This is a genomic window from Streptomyces sp. NPDC002265, assembly GCF_040296125.1.
Lineage (GTDB): Bacteria > Actinomycetota > Actinomycetes > Streptomycetales > Streptomycetaceae > Streptomyces.
In genome coordinates, this window is record NZ_JBEOWS010000263.1 from 1 (window position 1) to 14,283 (window position 14,283).

12 protein-coding genes are annotated in these 14,283 nt (G+C 72.8%); 7 read left to right on the forward strand and 5 right to left on the reverse strand.

Annotated features, from left to right (window positions below):
* Positions 1-81: 81 nt before the first annotated feature.
* On the reverse strand, positions 82-363 hold the full coding sequence (locus ABT085_RS33475) for an HPr family phosphocarrier protein (RefSeq protein ID WP_351616553.1): 282 nt from the start codon (positions 361-363) through the stop codon (positions 82-84).
* Between the two features lie 174 nt (positions 364-537).
* Between ABT085_RS33475 and ABT085_RS33480 the strand changes: the two genes are divergently transcribed.
* The 4 genes from ABT085_RS33480 to ABT085_RS33495 all read left to right on the forward strand — a co-directional run bounded on the left by ABT085_RS33480 (position 538) and on the right by ABT085_RS33495 (position 6,052).
* Positions 538-3,432, forward strand: coding sequence for a bifunctional acetate--CoA ligase family protein/GNAT family N-acetyltransferase (locus tag ABT085_RS33480; RefSeq protein WP_351616556.1), 2,895 nt, complete (start codon positions 538-540; stop codon positions 3,430-3,432).
* A 96-nt stretch (positions 3,433-3,528) separates the two neighbouring features.
* Positions 3,529-4,125: a DUF5998 family protein gene (locus ABT085_RS33485; protein WP_351616559.1), complete on the forward strand. Its 597-nt coding sequence runs from the start codon at positions 3,529-3,531 to the stop codon at positions 4,123-4,125.
* Complete coding sequence (locus tag ABT085_RS33490; RefSeq protein WP_351616562.1) at positions 4,125-5,330, forward strand: alkaline phosphatase family protein; 1,206 nt, start codon at positions 4,125-4,127, stop codon at positions 5,328-5,330. Before ABT085_RS33485 ends, ABT085_RS33490 begins: the two co-directional genes overlap by 1 nt.
* Before the next feature lie 71 nt (positions 5,331-5,401).
* Positions 5,402-6,052, forward strand: coding sequence for a thymidine kinase (locus ABT085_RS33495; protein ID WP_351616565.1), 651 nt, complete (start codon positions 5,402-5,404; stop codon positions 6,050-6,052).
* Positions 6,053-6,077: 25 nt separating this feature from the next.
* Here the strand turns inward: ABT085_RS33495 and ABT085_RS33500 are convergent, their stop codons facing one another.
* Positions 6,078-6,899 carry a VOC family protein gene (locus ABT085_RS33500; protein ID WP_351616568.1) on the reverse strand — a complete coding sequence of 274 codons (822 nt, stop codon included), beginning with the start codon at positions 6,897-6,899 and terminating at the stop codon, positions 6,078-6,080.
* Positions 6,900-7,205: 306 nt separating this feature from the next.
* Here ABT085_RS33500 and ABT085_RS33505 point away from each other — a divergent pair, with 306 nt between their 5' ends.
* On the forward strand, positions 7,206-8,057 hold the full coding sequence (locus ABT085_RS33505) for a sulfurtransferase (RefSeq protein WP_351616571.1): 852 nt from the start codon (positions 7,206-7,208) through the stop codon (positions 8,055-8,057).
* A 140-nt stretch (positions 8,058-8,197) separates the two neighbouring features.
* Here ABT085_RS33505 and sepH read toward each other — a convergent pair whose 3' ends face one another.
* From sepH to ABT085_RS33520, 3 genes are all read right to left on the reverse strand, one after another.
* The gene (gene sepH, locus ABT085_RS33510) at positions 8,198-9,232 is read right to left on the reverse strand and encodes a septation protein SepH (protein WP_351616574.1); all 1,035 of its coding nucleotides are present in this window, start codon (positions 9,230-9,232) and stop codon (positions 8,198-8,200) included.
* Between the two features lie 578 nt (positions 9,233-9,810).
* Positions 9,811-11,127, reverse strand: a complete 1,317-nt coding sequence (locus ABT085_RS33515; RefSeq protein ID WP_351616577.1) for a D-arabinono-1,4-lactone oxidase — start codon at positions 11,125-11,127, stop codon at positions 9,811-9,813.
* On the reverse strand, positions 11,087-12,325 hold the full coding sequence (locus ABT085_RS33520; protein ID WP_351616580.1) for an MFS transporter: 1,239 nt from the start codon (positions 12,323-12,325) through the stop codon (positions 11,087-11,089). The genes ABT085_RS33515 and ABT085_RS33520 overlap by 41 nt, the downstream gene beginning before the upstream one ends.
* A 126-nt stretch (positions 12,326-12,451) precedes the next feature.
* Between ABT085_RS33520 and ABT085_RS33525 the strand changes: the two genes are divergently transcribed.
* Positions 12,452-13,579 carry a ferrochelatase gene (locus ABT085_RS33525; RefSeq protein WP_351616582.1) on the forward strand — a complete coding sequence of 376 codons (1,128 nt, stop codon included), beginning with the start codon at positions 12,452-12,454 and terminating at the stop codon, positions 13,577-13,579.
* Between the two features lie 8 nt (positions 13,580-13,587).
* Positions 13,588-14,283, forward strand: a 696-nt coding sequence (locus ABT085_RS33530; RefSeq protein ID WP_351616585.1) for an inositol monophosphatase family protein, incomplete at its 3' end; no start/stop codon positions are given.

Consider the following 14,283-nt stretch of genomic DNA (forward strand, 5'->3'; position numbering starts at 1 on the left):
GGCCGGAAAGGCCGACGCGGCTCCGCCGTTCACCTGGCGGTGTGCTGCGCCGAATACTCCGCGATGTGCCGCGGGCGAGGCTCAGACGGTCTCGGGAAGCTCTTCGAGTCCCTCGGTGACCAGCTTGGCCAGACGGTCGAGGGCGGCGTCCGCACCCTCGGCGTCGGACGCGAGGACGATCTCCTCGCCACCCTCGGCGCCGAGGCCGAGGACGGCCAGCATGGAGGCCGCGTTGACGGGGTTGCCGTCGACCTTGGCGATCGTGACCGGGACGCCAGTGGCCGTGGTGGCCCGGACGAAGATGGAGGCGGGACGGGCGTGGAGGCCCTCGGCCCAGCCGACGTTGACGCGGCGCTCAGCCATGTGATGCTGCCCTTCAGTGTCTCAGGGTTGTCTAGACCAGTGTGACATGCCGGAACGGGTGCCGGGAGCGACCCGGTTCCCGTCCCGGTGGTGCCGGCCGCGGCCTCGACCCGACATCCGTCCCCCACAGACTGCCTCGCGCCGTTGTCGTACGCGAGCCGTACTCTGGGGCCCATGCAGACCTCGGCGGACCCGCAGGACCGGCACGAGTACCCCGCCCACTGGGAAGCGGACGTGGTGCTGCGCGACGGCGGCACCGCTCATGTGCGGCCCATCACCGTCGACGACGCCGACCGCCTGGTCAGCTTCTACGAGCAGGTCTCGGACGAGTCGAAGTACTACCGCTTCTTCGCGCCGTACCCGCGCCTGTCCGCCAAGGACGTCCGCCGCTTCACGCACCACGACTTCGTGGACCGGGTGGGGCTCGCGGCCGTGATCGGGGGCGAGTTCATCGCCACCGTGCGCTACGACCGCATCGGTGCCGGCGGTGTCCCCGCCTCCGCGCCCGCCGACGAGGCCGAGGTCGCCTTCCTGGTCCAGGACGCGCACCAGGGCAGGGGGGTCGCCTCCGCGCTCCTGGAGCACATCGCGGCCGTCGCGCGCGAGCGGGGCATCCGCCGCTTCGCCGCCGAGGTGCTGCCCGCGAACACCAAGATGATCAAGGTGTTCACGGACGCCGGCTACACCCAGAAGCGCAGCTTCGAGGACGGTGTCGTACGCCTGGAGTTCGACCTCGAACCCACGGCACGCTCGCTCGCCGTGCAGCGCGCCCGGGAACAGCGCGCCGAGGCCCGGTCGGTACGCCGGCTGCTCGCCCCGGGCTCCGTCGCCGTCGTCGGTGTCGGCCGCGCCCCGGGCGGCGTCGGCCGCAGCATCCTCGGCAACCTCCGGGAGGCCGGGTTCACCGGACGCCTGTACGCCGTCAACCGGGCGCTGCCCGAGGGGCAGGGCGAGCTCGACGGCGTAACGGCCCACCGCTCGGTGCGCGACATCGACGGGACCGTCGACGTCGCGGTCGTCGCGGTGCCGACCGAGCGCGTGCCCGAGGTCGTCACCGAATGCGGCGAGCACGGCGTCCAGGGTCTCGTCGTGGTCTCCTCCGGGTACGCGGAGAGCGGCCCCGAGGGGCGCGAGCGCCAGCGTGAACTCGTGCGCCTCGCGCGCGGGTACGGGATGCGCATCATCGGCCCGAACGCCTTCGGGGTCATCAACACCTCCCCGGACGTACGGCTGAACGCCTCGCTGGCCCCGCAGATGCCCCGTCCCGGGCGGATCGGTCTGTTCGCGCAGTCCGGCGCCATCGGCATCGCCCTGCTGTCCCGGCTGCACCGGCGCGGCGGCGGCGTCACCGGGGTCACGGGCGTGTCCACTTTTGTGTCGTCCGGCAACCGGGCGGACGTCTCCGGCAACGACGTCGTCCAGTACTGGTACGACGACCCGGACACCGATGTCGCCCTGATGTACCTGGAGTCCATCGGCAATCCGCGCAAGTTCACCCGCCTGGCCCGGCGGACGGCCGCGGCGAAGCCGCTCGTCGTCGTGCAGGGCGCGGGCCGCGTACCGCAGGGACACGCCGTACGGGCGACCCGGCTGCCGCACGCGACCGTGTCCGCGCTGCTGCGGCAGGCCGGGGTCATCCGCGTGGACACCATCACCGAGCTGGTCGACGCGGGGCTGCTGCTCGCCCGCCAGCCGCTTCCGGCCGGGCCGCGGGTGGCGATCCTCGGCAACTCCGAGTCGCTGGGCGTGCTGACGTACGACGCCTGCCTCGCCGAGGGGCTGCGGCCGCAGCCGCCGGTCGACCTGACGACGGGGGCCACGGCGGACGACTTCCGGGGGGCGCTGTCACGGGCGCTGGCGGACGAGACGTGCGACGCGGTCGTGGTGACCGCCATACCGGCGGTCGGTGAGGAGTCGGTCGGGGACGCCACGCTGGCACAGGCGCTGAGGTCGGCCGCGGCCGCCGTCCCCTCGAAGCCGGTGCTGGTCGTGCACGTGGAGCTGGGCGGACTCGCCGAGGCACTGTCGGCCGCGGCGAGCACCGCGCCGCAGGCCCAGGCGTCCACCCGTCCCGCCCCACCACCGCCCACCACGCAGCCGGAGCAACCGGCCCCGGCGTCCGGGACCTCGCCGGTCGCGGCCGCCCCCTCCGAGCCCTTCGTCGCTCCCGGAACTCCCGGCGAGCCCGGCGTCCCCGGTCCGGACTCCCGCCTCATCCCCGCCTATCCCGCCGCCGAACGCGCGGTCCGCGCCCTCGCCGAGGCCGTCAGGTACGGGCAGTGGCGGCGCGAGGCCGCCGACCCGGGCAAGGTGCCGGAGTACGAGGACATCGACGAGAAGGGCGCCGCCCGGCTGATCGGGGGACTGCTCGACCGCGGCCAGGGGCTCACCCTCGGTACCCGGGAGACCTGCGAGCTGCTCGCGCGGTACGGGATCGCCGTGCGCGAGGCGGTGCCCGCACCCACCCCCGAGGCCGGCGCCGAGGCCGCCCGCGACCTCGGCTACCCCGTGGCCCTCAAGGCCACCGCACCGCATCTGCGCCACCGCGCCGACCTGGGCGGAGTACGCCTCGACCTGGCGGACGAGGAGCAACTGCGCCGGGCGTACGCCGAGCTGACCGAGCTGTTCGGGAAGCCGGACGAACTGCGGCCGGTGGTGCAGGCGATGGCACCGCGCGGGGTCGACACGGTCGTGCGCGCGGTCATCGACCCGAAGGCCGGGGCCGTGCTGTCGTTCGGGCTCGCCGGAGCCGCGTCCCAGCTGCTCGACGACATGGCGCACCGGCTGGTTCCGGTCACCGACCGCGACGCGACCTCGCTGGTCCGGTCGATCCGCACGGCGCCGCTGCTGTTCGGCTGGCGGGGTTCGACCCCGGTCGACACGCCTGCGCTGGAGGAGCTGCTGCTGCGGGTCTCCCGGCTGGTGGACGACCACCCCGAGGTCGTCGCGGTCACCCTGGAGCCGGTCGTCGTCGCCCCGCGGGGACTGAGCGTCCTCGGCGCCACCGTGCGCCTGGCACCGCCCCCCGTCCGCGACGACCTCGGCCCGCGCACGCTCCCCTCGTACTGAGCGGCCCACCGGGCGGCTGTCCGTACCCGACGGTTCCCTCCCGCGGAACCGTCGGGTACGCCGAGCGGTGCCTCGCAGTCAGTGCGCCCCCGTAGGATGGACGTCATGGCCAAGACCAGTACGACGACCCAGGGGCTGCGTGCGGCGATCGAGCGCAGCGGCTACTACCCGGCCCTCGTGGCCGAGGCGGTGGAGGCCGCCGTCGGCGGCGAGCCGATCCGGTCGTACCTGGTCCACCAGGAGACCACGTTCGACCAGAACGAGGTGCGCCGGCACGTGACCGTGCTGGTCCTCACCGGCAACCGCTTCATCGTGAGCCACACCGACGAGCAGGCCGCGGACACCACCTCCCCGACGCCGTACGCCACGACCTCCACGGAGTCCGTGAAGATCGGCCGGATCTCGTCCGTCGTGGTCAGCCGGGTGGTCGCCAACCCCGAGTCCTACACCCCCGGCACGCTGCCGCGCGAGATCGTGCTGACCATCGGCTGGGGCGCCGTCTCCCGCATCGACCTGGAGCCCGCCGCCTGCGGCGACCCCAACTGCGACGCCGACCACGGCTACACGGGCAGCTCGACGGCGGACGACCTCAGCCTGCGCGTCAGCGAGGCGGGGGACGGCCCGGAGACGGTCCGCCAGGCTCTCTCCTTCGCCCAGGCCATCTCCGAGGCGACAGCGGACGTCACCCCCTGATGTCTCCTCTCTCGCCGTCCGATTCCGTCGCCTGGGACCACCCCGAGCCGCTCGCCGTCGGCTCCGCCCCCGTCCCGGAGTACGGCTCCGGCTCGCTCGCCGACCTGCTGCCCACGCTCGCCGCCGGCATGGGCGTCCCGGGCCTGCCCACCGGCATTCCCGAGCTGACCGCCGCCGACCGCAACTGCGTGTTCCTGATCGACGGCCTGGGCTGGGAACAGCTCGGGGCGCACCCGGACGAGGCGCCCTTCATGGCCTCGCTGCTGGCGAGCTCCCGCGGCGGCACCGGCCGTCCGATCACCGCCGGCTACCCGGCCACCACCGCGACCTCCCTGGCCTCCGTCGGCACCGGCCTCCCGCCGGGCGCCCACGGCCTGCCCGGTTACACCGTCCGCAACCCCGACACCGGCGAGCTGATGAACCAGCTCCGCTGGAAGCCGTGGACATCGCCGCGCGTCTGGCAGCCGTACCCCACCGTCTTCCAGATGGCCCACGAGGCCGGCGTGCACGCCGCCCAGGTCTCGTCGCCGACCTTCGCGAACACCCCGCTGACCAAGGTCGCCCTCAGCGGCGGAACGTTCCACGGGCGGCTGGCCGGCGAGGAGCGCGTGGATCTCGCGGCCGCCCAACTGGCCGCCGCCGACCGCTCCCTGGTCTACACGTACTACGCCGAACTCGACGGCGCGGGCCACCGCTACGGCGTCGCCTCCGACACCTGGCGCGGTCAGCTCATGTACGTCGACCGGCTCGTCCAGCGGCTGGCCGAGCAGCTGCCCCCGCGCAGCGCCCTGTACGTCACGGCCGACCACGGCATGATCGACGTACCGTTCGACGAGCAGCACCGTATCGACTTCGACGAGGACTGGGAGCTGCGCGCCGGCGTGGCCCTGCTGGGCGGCGAGGGCCGCGCCCGCCACGTCTACGCGGTGCCGGGCGCCGAGAGCGACGTACTGACCTGCTGGCGCGAGGTGCTCGGCGAGCAGTTCTGGGTGGCTTCGCGGGACGAGGCGATCGCGGCCGGATGGTTCGGCCCGCACATCGACGAACGCGTGTACGCACGTATCGGCGACGTGGTGGCGGCCGCCCACGACGATGTGTTGATCATCGCCTCGGAGCGGGAACCGAAGGAGTCGGCGATGGTCGGCAACCATGGTTCGATGACCCCGGCCGAACAGCTGGTCCCCCTGCTCGAAGTACGCACCTGAGCCCCACCCCCACGCCCCGTTCCCTCCCCTCCGCGCTCCGCCTGTCTCCGTCGAAAGGTGCTCCGCTTCCCATGCCCGAGCTGGTGTTCTTCTCCGGAACGATGGACTGCGGGAAGTCGACGCTGGCTCTCCAGATCGAGCACAACCGCTCCACGCGGGGCCTGGTCGGCATGATCTTCACGCGTGACGACCGCGCGGGCGAGGGCAAGCTGTCCTCCCGTCTCGGCCTGGTCACGGACGCGGTGGAGGTCGAGGACGAGCAGGATCTGTACGCGTTCCTCGTCGACCACCTCTCCAAGGGCGGGCGCGCGGACTACGTGATCGCGGACGAGGCGCAGTTCCTGGCGCCCGAACAGATCGACCAGCTCGCGCGGGTCGTCGACGACCTGGCCGTCGACGTCTACGCCTTCGGCATCACGACCGACTTCCGCTCCAAGCTCTTCCCCGGTTCCCAGCGGCTGGTGGAGCTGGCCGACCGGGTCGAGGTGCTCCAGGTCGAGGCCCTGTGCTGGTGCGGTGCCCGTGCCACGCACAACGCCCGCACGGTCGGGGGCGAGATGGTCGTCGAGGGCGCCCAGGTGGTCGTGGGCGACGTCAACCGCTCCGCGGACGAGATCGGTTACGAGGTGCTGTGCCGCCGCCACCACCGGCGTCGTATGACGGCGGCCACGGCCCACGCGGCGGCCCTGTCGCCCGACGTGCTGCCGGTGTCGGCCTCCTGAGCCGAGAACTCGCTCCTCCGGACCGTCAACGCGGGCTCTGGACCAGGGCGAACCGGGCTCCCTCCGGGTCCGCCACCGAGGCCACGCGCCCGTGGGCGCCGTCCCGGGCCGGCTGGAGGACCTGTCCGCCGAGCGCGACGAGCCGGTCCAGCGACTTGTCGGTGTCGGCCACCTCGAAGTACGTCAGCCAGTGCGGGCCCCGTTCGCGCGGCAGCGCGTTGCCCACCCCCTGGATACCAGCCACCGGGCGGCCCTCGACGCGCAGCGTCACCCGGTCGAAGTCGGCCGGGGCCAAAGGCTGTTCCTCGTAGCCGAACACCGATTCGTAGAACTTGGCGACGGTCACCGAGTCGAAGGTCAGCAACTCGTTCCAGGCGGGCGTGCCCGGGACGCCGGGGACCCCAGGGGCTCCGAAGTCGCCGCCTACCGGGTGCTGCGCCGTCTGCCAGACACCGAAGACGGCGCCCGACGGGTCGGAGCAGATCGCCAGCCGCCCGGCCGCGGCCGCGTCGAGCGGTCCGACGCCGAGCGTGCCGCCGCACAGCCGTACCGTCTCGGCGGTCTGGTCCACGTCGTCCGAGGCGAGATAGGGCGTCCAGGCGGTCGGCAGGTGCAGATCCGGCGGCAGCTGGCCGATGCCCGCCACCTCGCGGCCGTCCAGCAGGGCCCTGACGTAGGGGCCGAGCCGCCGGGGACCGGGCTGGAACTCCCAGCCGAAGAGTTCTCCGTAGAAGTCCTGGGTCGCGGCCGGTTCGTGCACCATCAGGCTCACCCAGCAGGGTGTGCCGGGCGCGTACCGGGCGTGCGTCTTGCCGTCCGGGCCGTCCGACTCCCGTGTCTCGGTCATCGTCACTCTCTTCTCGGCCTCTCGTGGTGGCCGCGTCGATTCCGCTCTCCGGACCCCGTGCCCGATGCCTGCACCGAGCGTGGCGCCCTGCTCACCAGGCGTGCACGCCCTTGTGTGCGCGTGGGCCCCGTAGCCGGAGAATGCCCGCTGTAAGGTTTCTCGTCCCTTTCGGCACGATTACTTGTGAGGGTCGATCAGTTGTACAGCATGTGGCCGGTCCCGTACGCCTCGTGACCGTGCCTGCCCGGCCGAGCAGAGTAGCCGGACATGGGCGATGCGGCCACCCTGTGCGCGAGGATGGTGGCCATGAACGCCATCATCTCCGCAGCAGAACTCGCGACCGCCCTGTCCGGGGAGCGTCCGCCGACGCTGCTCGACGTCCGCTGGCAGCTCAGCGTGGCCAAGGCGGCCGGTGAGCCGGCCTTCGACGGCCGGGCCGAGTACGCGGCCGGTCATGTGCCCGGTGCCGTCTTCGTCGACCTGGACGCGGAGCTCGCCGCCGCGCCCGGTCCGGACGGCCGGCACCCGTTGCCCGACATCGCGGAGTTCGGCGCCGCGATGCGCCGGGCGGGCGTGTCGTCGAAGGTGCCGGTGATCGTGTACGACGGCGGACAGGGCTGGGCGGCGGCACGCGCGTGGTGGCTGCTGCGCTGGACGGGTCACCCGGACGTGCGGGTCCTCGACGGCGGGTTGCCGGCCTGGCAGGGGGACCTGTCGGTGGGCGTGCCCGCTTCCGTCGAGGGCGACTTCGAGCCGGTACCGCAGGCCACGGGATTCCTGGATGCGGACGGGGCCGCGGCGCTGGCACGTTCGGGGGTGCTGTTCGACGCGCGCGCGGGGGAGCGGTACCGGGGCGAGGTGGAGCCGATCGACCGGGTCGGCGGGCACATCCCGGGCGCGGTCTCGGCGCCCACCACGCAGAACGTGGCGGCGGACGGACGGTTCCTGCCCGCCGGGGAACTGAACGCGCGCTTCCGGGCGTTGGGCGCCGACGACGGCACCGAGGTGGGCGTGTACTGCGGTTCGGGCGTCTCCGGCGCCCATGAGGTGCTCGCGCTGGCGGTCGCCGGTATCCCGTCCGCGCTGTACGTCGGTTCGTGGTCGCAGTGGTCCTCGGACCCGTCCCGTCCCGTCGCCGTGGGCCCCGACCCGCAGTAGCGCCTGGCGCCCGCCGGTGTCCCGTACGGCTGCCCGGCGGGCCGTACGCGGACCGGTCCGCGGATGTCCCGTACCGATGCCCGAGGGCCCGCGTCGTCAGGACGCGGGCCCTCGGTGTCGTGCGGCGTCGTACGGTCCGGCTACTCCTGCTTCTTGCGTCGCGTCCCGAAGACGATCTCGTCCCAGCTGGGCACCGCGGCCCGGCGGCCGGGACGGACGCCGTCCGCCTCGGCCTGGCGGTCGGTGGCACCGACCAGACGGTCGCGGTGGCTCCCGACGGAGCGCGGCATGAGCACGTCCGCGTAGGCGGAGCCGGCGGAGGCCGCGGGAGCCGGGGGCTCCTCCGCCTCCGGTTCCTCGACCGGCTCCTCCACGGGAGGTTCCGCCGGGCGTTCCGGGACCACGAGGTCGCCCCGGAAACTCGGCACCGCCTCCAGCAGGCTGGTCAGCGAGTCCCGTTCGCCCGTGCTCTCCTCGGCCGGTTCGGACGCCTGCGCGGGCAGGCTCGGCCGCTCCCGGTCGAGAGCGCGGTCCAGCGGGCGGTCGCGCGGCAGCCGTGCGATACGCGGTACGAAGGGGAAGCTGGGCTCGGGCGCGGCGAGGTCGTCGGACTCGCCGATGAGCGAGCGCGCCTCGTCGTCGACGGCCTGGACGAGCCGCCGGGGCGGGTCGTACGTCCAGCTCGCCGAGTGCGGTTCACCGGCGACCAGGTAGACCAGCAGGACTTCCCAGGTGCCGTCGTCGCGGCGCCAGGAGTCCCACTGCACCGTGTCCTTGTCGGCGCCGCGCAGCAGCAGGCGCTCCTGGACGGCCTCGCCGAGCTGGGGTCCGGCGTTCTCGCCGGGCCGGCGGACCGGGGTCTTGCGGGCCCGCTCGGCCATGAAGGCGCGCTCGGCCAGCACAGGACCCTCGAAGCGGCGTACACGATCGACCGGGATACCGGCCATCTGGGCGACCTCTTCCGCGGTCGCACCGGCACGTATACGCGCCTGGATGTCACGGGGGCGGAGATGGCTCTCCACCTCGATCTCGATCTGGCCGAGGCGGGGACGGTCGCCGCGCACGGCGGCACGGAGTCGTTCGTCGATCGGAAGCGTGTACTCCGTGCTGTCCGCAGCCTTCAGCACCAGCCGTGTGCCGTCATTGGAGACGGCCACGACACGCAGTTCGGGCATGGGGACCTCCCGGGTGGTGCCTGCCGACGTCACGTGCGTCGCTGCTTCCGCTAGTCGAGTGTGGCCTGCCCGGGTGCAGCCTGCCACAACCTTGCCGAGTTGCCCGGCGTGTCGGACGCGAGCCCGCGTACGCCGTTATGGCACGGTTACCTATTCGCAACGCTAAGTGACCAACTCCGTCACCCTGTGCAATTAGCCCCCTCCGGTGGTCCGGCAAGGTCCCGGACGCCCTGGCGGGAGACCGAACCCAGGGCTCGCAACAGTACTCCATTTGGGCCACGTGCGTGGATTGGCACGCCGTTCAACTTCTGGCGGGGGGTGCGACTTGACCGTCCGTTGTGCGGTGATGCGGGAGTGAACGTGGCGCACTTCACCCAATCGCCGGAAACGGAGCTAATCGTTTCGCCTGTACGTCCCTTGCTCGCACGGGCGGTCGACGGAACGGCTTCCGGCTGACCGGAGAGGCTGACGCCGGCCCCGAGCGTCACCGCGGGCCCGGCCGCGAGTGGCGAAGCGTCACCCGCGGCCGGGACTCCGGAGGCGGTCCGCCGCCCGTGGCCGGGACGTCCGCGTGTCCGCTACCCCAGAACCCTCCGCAAGTAGTCGTTCTGGAACAGGCGTTCGGGGTCGAGCCGGTCCCGCAGCGCGGTGAACTCGCCGAAGCGCGGATAGACCCCGGCCAGGTACTCGGCGTCCCGGGTGTGCACCTTGCCCCAGTGCGGCCGGCCCTCGTGCGCGGTGAAGATGCGCTCGGCGGCGGTGAAGTACGCCTGATAGGGCGTACCCCGGAACATGTGCACGGCGACATAGGCGCTGTCCCGGCCCGAGGCGGTGGACAGGGCGATGTCGTCGGCGGGAGCGGTGCGCACCTCGACGGGGAAGCTCACCCGCAGCCCGGAGCGGTCGACCATCGTCCTCAGCTCCCGCAGCGTCTCGGCCAGGGCCTCGCGCGGGACGGCGTACTCCATCTCCACGAAGCGCACCCGGCGCGGGGAGGTGAAGACCTTGTAGGGGATGTCCGTGTAGGTGCGCGCGGAAAGGGCCTTGCTGGAGATCCGGGCGATCGCGGGAATCGCCGCGGGCGCCGCCCGGCCGACCAGCTGGGCAACCTGGAAGACGCCGTTGGAGAGGAACTCGTCCTCGAACCAGCCGGTCAGCTGACCCACCGGCTGCTCCGGGCCCGCGCTGCGGTTGTTGCGCTTGGTGTTGGTGCTGCCGGTGTGCGGGAACCAGTAGAACTCGAAGTGCTCGTTCTCGGCCCACAGCTCGTCGAGCTCGGCGATGACCCGGTCCAGGGGCATCGGCTCCTCGCGCGCCGTCAGCAGGAAGAGCGGCTCCACGGCGAAGGTGATCGCGGTGACGATGCCGAGCGCGCCCAGGCCGATCCGGGCGGCCGCGAAGACCTCCGGGTTCTCCTTCTCGGAGCAGACGAGCACCGATCCGTCGGCCGTGACCAGTTCCAGGCCCTTGATCTGGGCGGCGATCGAGCCCGACTCGCGGCCGGTGCCGTGCGTGCCGGTGCTGGTGGCCCCGGAGACGGTCTGCTCCATGATGTCGCCCATGTTGGTCAGCGACAGACCCTCGCGGGCCAGGGCCACGTTGAGTCTCTTGAGCGGGGTGCCGGCCTCGACCGTGACGGTCCCGGCCTCCCGGTCAATGTTGCGGATACCGGTCAACAGTTGAGGGCGGATCAATAGGCCGTCGGTGGCGGCGATCGCCGTGAACGAGTGCCCGGTGCCCACCGCCTTCACCTTCAGGCCGTCCTCGGCGGCCTTGCGCACGGCCGCGGCCAGCTCCTCGACGGAGGCGGGCATGACCTCCCGCGCGGGCCGGGCCGAGACGTTGCCGCCCCAGTTACGCCACGTGCCGTTCTTCCCGCTCGCTGTCGTGCTCAACGGTCCCTCCCCAACCCGGAGCCGGCCTGCTGAGCCGGCGGTACCCCAGGAAACCGACCGTGACCGCGACGGCCCCGGACACGGCCGGAACCCCGTACCCGGCGCGCGCGCCGACCGCGTCGACCACCCAGCCGGCCGCCGAGGAACCGAGCGCGACACCGATGGCGAGCCCGGTGCTCACCCAGGTCATGCCCTCGGTCAGTTGCGCACGTGGTACGTGCTCTTCGATGAGGGACATGGTCGTGATCATCGTCGGCGCGATGGACAGACCCGCAACGAACAGCGCCACGGCCAGAAACGGCAAGTTTCCGACCAGTAGGAGGGGGATCATACTCACGGCCATCATGAATATGCCCAGTACCCAGCGGCGTTCCGGTGCTCCCCGGAAGCGCAACAACCCGAAGACGACGCCCGCCGTGCAGGACCCCGCCGCGTAGAGCGCGAGGACCAGGCTCGCGGCGGCCTTGTGGCCCTGTTCCTCGGCGAAGGCCACGGTGACCACGTCGACCGCCCCGAAGATCGCTCCGGTGGCCACGAAGGTGGCCACCAGGACCTGGAGTCCGGGCGAGCGCAGCGCCGAACCGCCGCCGTGCCGCTCGCGCGGGTGCGGCTCGGGCTCGGTGGCGCGCTGGGCGGTCAGCCAGAACACACCGACCGCCAGGAAACCGGCCGCGAGCAGCGGCCCGGCCTCCGGGAACCAGGCCGTCGACAGTCCGATGGAGATGATCGGCCCGAAGATGAAGCACATCTCGTCCACCACGGACTCGAAGGAGTACGCGGTGTGCAGCTGCGGGGTGCCCCGGTACAGGGCGGCCCAGCGCGCGCGGATCATCGCGCCGAGGCTGGGCACGGAGCCGATGCCGGCGGCGCACACGAACAGCACCCAGTCCGGCCACGCGAAGTGTGCGGCGAACAGCAGTCCCGCCGCGGCCGCGAGCGCGACCAGCGTGGCCGGCCGCAGCACCCGCCGCTGCCCGTGCCGGTCGACCAGCCGTGAGATCTGCGGGCCGATCGCCGCCGCGGCCAGCGCGATGGTGGCCGACAGCGCGCCCGCGAGCCCGTAGCGCCCGGTGAGCTGGGAGATCATCGTGACCACGCCGATGCCCATCATCGACAGTGGCATCCGGCCGAGGAATCCCGCGGCGGAGAAGCCCTTGGAACCTGGGGCGGCGAACAGGGCGCGATAGGGGCTGGGCACGGGTGTCTCCGGGGATCCGGTAAGGCGCGAAGAGGGCCGATACAGGTTACTGGTTAGGTAACCCTAATGCACCGGGTCCGCGGGCCCGGAGCCCGGCTGTCGGTGCCGGGTGGCAGGATTCGACTCATGCCAGAAGCGCTCGATCCCACCCCCTACGACGCCCTGCTCCTGCTCTCCTTCGGCGGCCCGGAAGGCCCGGACGACGTGGTCCCGTTCCTGGAGAACGTGACACGTGGGCGCGGCATCCCGAAGGAACGCCTCAAGGAGGTCGGGCAGCACTACTTCCTGTTCGGCGGGGTCAGCCCCATCAACGGCCAGAACCGCGCCCTGCTGGACGCCCTCCGCAAGGACTTCGCGGACCACGGCCTGGACCTGCCGGTCTACTGGGGCAACCGCAACTGGGCGCCCTACCTCACCGACACCCTGCGCGAGATGGCCGCCGACGGCCGCCGCCGCGTCCTCGTCCTGACGACCAGCGCCTACGCCTCGTACTCGGGCTGCCGCCAGTACCGCGAGAACCTCGCCGACGCGCTCGCCGCCCTGCGGGCCGAGGGCGTCGAGCCGCCGCGGATCGACAAACTGCGCCACTACTTCAACCACCCGGGCTTCCTGGAACCCATGATCGAAGGGGTGATCGCCTCCCTCGCCGACCTCCCCGAGGACGTCCGCGACGGCGCGCACCTCGCCTTCTCGACCCACTCCATCCCGGTCTCCGCCGCCGACACCTCCGGCCCGGCCGGGGCACACGGAGACGGCGGGGCCTACGTCGCACAGCACCTGGACGTGGCGCGGCTGATCGCCGACGCCGTCCGGGAGCGCACCGGCGTCGACCACCCCTGGCAGCTCGTCTACCAGTCCCGCTCCGGCGCACCGCACATCCCGTGGCTGGAGCCGGACATCTGCGACCACCTCCAGGAGCGGCACGCGGCCGGCGTCCCGGCGGTCGTCATGGCCCCCATCGGCTTCGTCTCCGACCACATGGAGGTCCTGTACGACCTCGACACGGAGGCCACCGCCAAGGCCGCGGAACTGGGACTGCCGGTACGCCGGTCGGCCACCGTCGGCGACGACCCGCGCTTCGCCGCCGCGGTCCGGGAACTGATCCTGGAGCGCGCCGGGACGGAGCGCGGCCAGGCGGTCACCCCGTGCGCCCTGGGCACGCTCGGCGCGAGCCACGACCTGTGCCCGGTCGGCTGCTGCCCGGCCCGCGCCCCCCGCCCCGCCGCCGCGGGCGCCGACAGCCCCTACGCGTGAGGAACGCCGTGACCGACCCCCTGCACACCGAACTGCTCGGCATCGCCCTGGAGGCGGCCCGTCGCGCGGGTGAACTGCTGCGCGACGGCCGTCCCGCCGACCTCGCGGTCGCCGCCACCAAGTCGAGCCCGATCGACGTCGTCACCGAGATGGACATCGCGGCGGAGAAGCTGATCACCGGCCTCGTCGCCGACCGCCGTCCCGTCGACGGCATCCTCGGCGAGGAGGGGGCCGCCAGCGAGGGCACGAGCGGGGTCCGCTGGGTGATCGACCCCCTCGACGGCACGGTGAACTACCTCTACGGGCTGCCGACCTGGGCCGTGTCCGTGGCGGCCGAGCAGGACGGCGAGACGGTCGTCGGCGTGGTGGCGGTCCCGATGCGCGGGGAGACCTTCCACGCGGTCCGTGGCGGCGGAGCCTGGGCCACCGGTGCCTGGGACGGTGAGCGCAGGCTCGCCTGCCGTCCCGCGCCGCCCCTGGACCAGGCCCTGGTCGCGACCGGCTTCAACTACGTCACCGAGGTCCGCACCCACCAGGCCGAGGTCGCCCGCAAACTCGTTCCGCTGCTGCGCGACATCCGGCGCAGCGGCTCGGCCGCCGTCGACCTGTGCGAGCGCCCCCGACCTGGACGTGGCCCGCACCCACCTGGGCCGGGCCGCCGACCTGGCCCGGCACAGCCTCGGCGAGGCCCGCCGCAGCGTGCA

What these genes read in the sequence shown, in the direction of transcription:
- ABT085_RS33505 (WP_351616571.1), top strand. Translation starts at nt 7,206, where the DNA reads ATGAACGCCATCATCTCCGCAGCAGAACTCGCGACCGCCCTGTCCGGG.
- sepH (WP_351616574.1), bottom strand. Translation starts at nt 9,232, where the DNA reads ATGCCCGAACTGCGTGTCGTGGCCGTCTCCAATGACGGCACACGGCTG.
- ABT085_RS33475 (WP_351616553.1), bottom strand. Translation starts at nt 363, where the DNA reads ATGGCTGAGCGCCGCGTCAACGTCGGCTGGGCCGAGGGCCTCCACGCC.
- ABT085_RS33485 (WP_351616559.1), top strand. Translation starts at nt 3,529, where the DNA reads ATGGACGTCATGGCCAAGACCAGTACGACGACCCAGGGGCTGCGTGCG.
- ABT085_RS33490 (WP_351616562.1), top strand. Translation starts at nt 4,125, where the DNA reads ATGTCTCCTCTCTCGCCGTCCGATTCCGTCGCCTGGGACCACCCCGAG.
- ABT085_RS33480 (WP_351616556.1), top strand. Translation starts at nt 538, where the DNA reads ATGCAGACCTCGGCGGACCCGCAGGACCGGCACGAGTACCCCGCCCAC.
- ABT085_RS33500 (WP_351616568.1), bottom strand. Translation starts at nt 6,899, where the DNA reads ATGACCGAGACACGGGAGTCGGACGGCCCGGACGGCAAGACGCACGCC.
- ABT085_RS33525 (WP_351616582.1), top strand. Translation starts at nt 12,452, where the DNA reads ATGCCAGAAGCGCTCGATCCCACCCCCTACGACGCCCTGCTCCTGCTC.
- ABT085_RS33495 (WP_351616565.1), top strand. Translation starts at nt 5,402, where the DNA reads ATGCCCGAGCTGGTGTTCTTCTCCGGAACGATGGACTGCGGGAAGTCG.